Source organism: Mycobacterium sp. (genome assembly GCF_050700595.1).
In the GTDB taxonomy this organism is placed as follows: domain Bacteria; phylum Actinomycetota; class Actinomycetes; order Mycobacteriales; family Mycobacteriaceae; genus Mycobacterium.
The window spans coordinates 1-2,322 of sequence record NZ_JBOHHI010000112.1 but is presented as its reverse complement, the minus strand read 5'-3'; the positions used below and the strand labels follow the sequence as shown (position 1 = coordinate 2,322).

At 66.8% G+C, this 2,322-nt stretch carries 4 protein-coding genes and 1 pseudogene; 2 read left to right on the top strand and 3 right to left on the bottom strand.

Going from position 1 to position 2,322, the window contains the following annotated elements; all coding sequences use genetic code 11:
• From ACRDTL_RS11200 to mca, 3 genes are all read right to left on the bottom strand, one after another.
• Positions 1-338, bottom strand: a 338-nt coding sequence (locus tag ACRDTL_RS11200) for a DUF255 domain-containing protein (protein WP_431506779.1), incomplete at its 3' end; no start/stop codon positions are given.
• Positions 322-582, bottom strand: coding sequence for a hypothetical protein (locus tag ACRDTL_RS11195; protein ID WP_431506778.1), 261 nt, complete (start codon positions 580-582; stop codon positions 322-324). The genes ACRDTL_RS11200 and ACRDTL_RS11195, both read right to left, overlap by 17 nt.
• A complete protein-coding gene (mca, locus tag ACRDTL_RS11190) occupies positions 579-1,448 on the bottom strand; it encodes a mycothiol conjugate amidase Mca (RefSeq protein ID WP_431506777.1) in 870 nt (289 codons plus the stop codon). The genes ACRDTL_RS11195 and mca overlap by 4 nt, the downstream gene beginning before the upstream one ends.
• Positions 1,449-1,507: 59 nt before the next feature.
• On the opposite strand from mca, the gene ACRDTL_RS11185 reads away from it, so the two are divergent.
• Positions 1,508-1,942 carry a DUF4307 domain-containing protein gene (locus tag ACRDTL_RS11185; protein ID WP_431506776.1) on the top strand — a complete coding sequence of 145 codons (435 nt, stop codon included), beginning with the start codon at positions 1,508-1,510 and terminating at the stop codon, positions 1,940-1,942.
• Positions 1,943-2,146: 204 nt separating this feature from the next.
• Positions 2,147-2,322, top strand: a pseudogene (locus ACRDTL_RS11180) (transcription elongation factor GreA); the annotation flags it as partial.

Here is a 2,322-nt window from a genome sequence, read left to right as displayed (position 1 = left end):
AGGAAGCATGTCATCGGCCAGCCGCCCTGTCCGGTGAGCGCCACGGTCGCGTTCATGTACACCGCGTCGATGTCGGGCCGCTCCTCGCGGTCGACCTTGATGCAGACGAACCCGGCGTTCATCGCCGCGGCGACCTCGTCGTCCTCGAATGACTCGTGGGCCATCACATGGCACCAGTGGCAGGCGGCGTAGCCGACGGACAGCAGGATCGGGACATCGCGTTCGGCGGCCTCGGCCAGGGCCTGCGGTGTCCACTGCTGCCAGTGCACCGGGTTGTCGGCGTGCTGGCGCAAATACGGGCTGGCCGCCCCGGCCAGGGTGTTAGTCGTCGGGCTCACGCGGTGATCCGTCTTGTTCGCCGACCGTGCCCTCGTCGGCGTCCTGGTCCGGCTCGGGGTGCTGGGGATCGAACGACTCGGGGACCTTCTTGAGTTGCCGGTTCATCGACCGCACGAGCAAGAACGTGCCAAGCAGCAGCGCAACAATGACCAGCAGCCCGAACGGGCTGGCCTTACCGAAGTCGGGCCCGGTGTTGCGGGGTGCGTCGTCGGCCAGAAAGGTGAGCGCGCTGAGCAGAATCATTTGTCCTCGATCCCGGCGAACAGGTCGGTCTCGGGCAGCCGGACGGACACCCGTGAGCGGGCCAACTCGAACTCCTCGGTCGGCCACAGTCGCTGCTGCCATTCGATCGGCGCGGCGAAAAAGTCGGCTTTGGGATCGATCTGGGTGGCGTGCGCGCGCAGCGCGTCGTCGCGTTGACTGAAATACGCCGAGCACTCCACCCGGGTCGTCACCCGGTCGGCGAACACGTCGTGCTCGGGATCCCAGTGCGCCAGCCATTTCTCGAACGGACCCTGCTCGCCGTGCTTGGCGAACTCGTCCTGCAGCAGCTGCATCCGCTGGCGCAGGAAGCCGTGGTTGTAGTACAGCTTGTGCACCGTCCAACTTTCACCGGCGGCGGGGAAGCGGCGGTAATCGCCGGCGGCTTCGTAGGCGGTGACCGAAACCTGGTGGCAGCGGATGTGGTCGGGATGCGGGTAGCCGCCGTTCTCGTCGTAGGTTGTCATCACGTGCGGCCGGAATTCGCGTACCACCCGCACCAGCGCCTCGGTACACGCCTCCAGCGGCATCAGCGCGAAACAGTCGGTCGGCAGCGGGGGCGGCGGGTCGCCCTTGGGCAGGCCAGAGTCCACGAAGCCCAGCCAGGTGTGCTCGACGCCGAGGATCTCGGCGGCCTTGGCCATCTCGTCGCGACGGACTTCGGTCATGCGTCCGTGCACTTCCGGCAGGTCCATGGCGGGGTTGAGGATGTCCCCACGTTCGCCGCCGGTCAGCGTCACCACCAGCACGCGATGGCCCTCGTCGGCGTAGCGGGCAAGGGTGGCGGCCCCCTTACTGGACTCATCGTCCGGATGGGCGTGTACCGCCATCAACCGCAACTCGTTCACCTGCTCCCTGCCCGCGTGTTGTTCGGCTTGCGCTGTGGCCCTATAACCTAAACGTATCGATGAGCGAAGACCCCATTCTGCCTCCTCAACCCCGCTACGGGCGTCGCGGGCTGTCCCGCGCCGGTCGGCGCCGGGTCGTCATCGCGCTGGCGGGGCTGGTGGTCGTCGCGGGTGTCGTCGTCGCGGTGGTCGGGTACCAGCGGCTGGGCCGCAGCGACGTAACGGGCACGCTGGCCGGTTATCGGGTGATCGACGACGAGACGGTGTCGGTGACGATCACGGTCACGCGTTCGGATTCGTCGCGTCCGGTCGACTGCATCGTGCGGGTGCGGACCAAAGACGGCAGCGAGTCGGGACGGCGTGAGGTGCTGATCCCGCCGTCGCAGGCGGCCACGGTTCAGGTGACCACGATCGTGAAGTCGGCCCGGCCGCCGGTGATGGGCGACATCTACGGTTGCGGCACCAACGTTCCGGGCTACCTGCGGTCATCATGACCGCGCCGTGGTTTGGCCGGACCGCCAACTGGGAAGATGTACGCAGCGGCCTGCGAGGCGGTGCTATCCTTGTTGGATGCACGGTTCCTGCTGGGACCGTGTATTGCTGCATTAGCGGCAATACACGCGGTTGGCGGCCCGGCAGCGAGACTTGAAACCCGCCGATGAAACGGTGCGGAACGACAACATGAGGAGCGCGACGAGATGACGGACACCCAGGTGACCTGGTTGACCCAAGAGTCACATGACCGGCTGAAGGCCGAGCTCGATCAGTTGATCGCAAACCGTCCGGCGATCGCCGCGGAAATCAACGACCGCCGCGAGGAGGGCGACCTGCGCGAGAACGGCGGATACCACGCTGCTCGCGAGGAGCAGGGCCA